This window comes from Sphingomonas sp. Leaf33 (genome assembly GCF_001421785.1).
GTDB lineage: Bacteria > Pseudomonadota > Alphaproteobacteria > Sphingomonadales > Sphingomonadaceae > Sphingomonas.
In genome coordinates this window covers 1614566-1614783 of the sequence record NZ_LMLB01000001.1, presented here as the reverse complement: position 1 = coordinate 1614783, position 218 = coordinate 1614566, and the positions used below count along the sequence as shown (strand labels likewise).

Annotated in this window: 1 tRNA gene (cut by a window edge); it reads right to left on the bottom strand. The window is 63.3% G+C overall.

Annotation, left to right across the window (positions count from 1 at the left end):
• Positions 1-157 precede the first annotated feature (157 nt).
• Positions 158-218 (bottom strand) — tRNA-Asp (locus ASE86_RS16310) (it continues 69 nt past the right edge of the window).

Genomic DNA, 218 nt, shown 5'->3' with positions numbered 1-218 from the left:
CGACCTCCGGCGTGACAGGCCGGCGCTCTAACCAACTGAGCTACACCCGCTCTCTAGCGAGGAAGCGGCTCTTAGGGTCCCGAATCTTCAGCGTCAACAGCACGTCGGGATGAATGACGATCGCAGCATCACGCCGCGGCGAAGCCACGTCGTCGGCAGGGGCTGAGGGCCCGCCGTCAGAGCTTGTCGATGTGGATTGCGCTTGCGCAGTCTCTCAT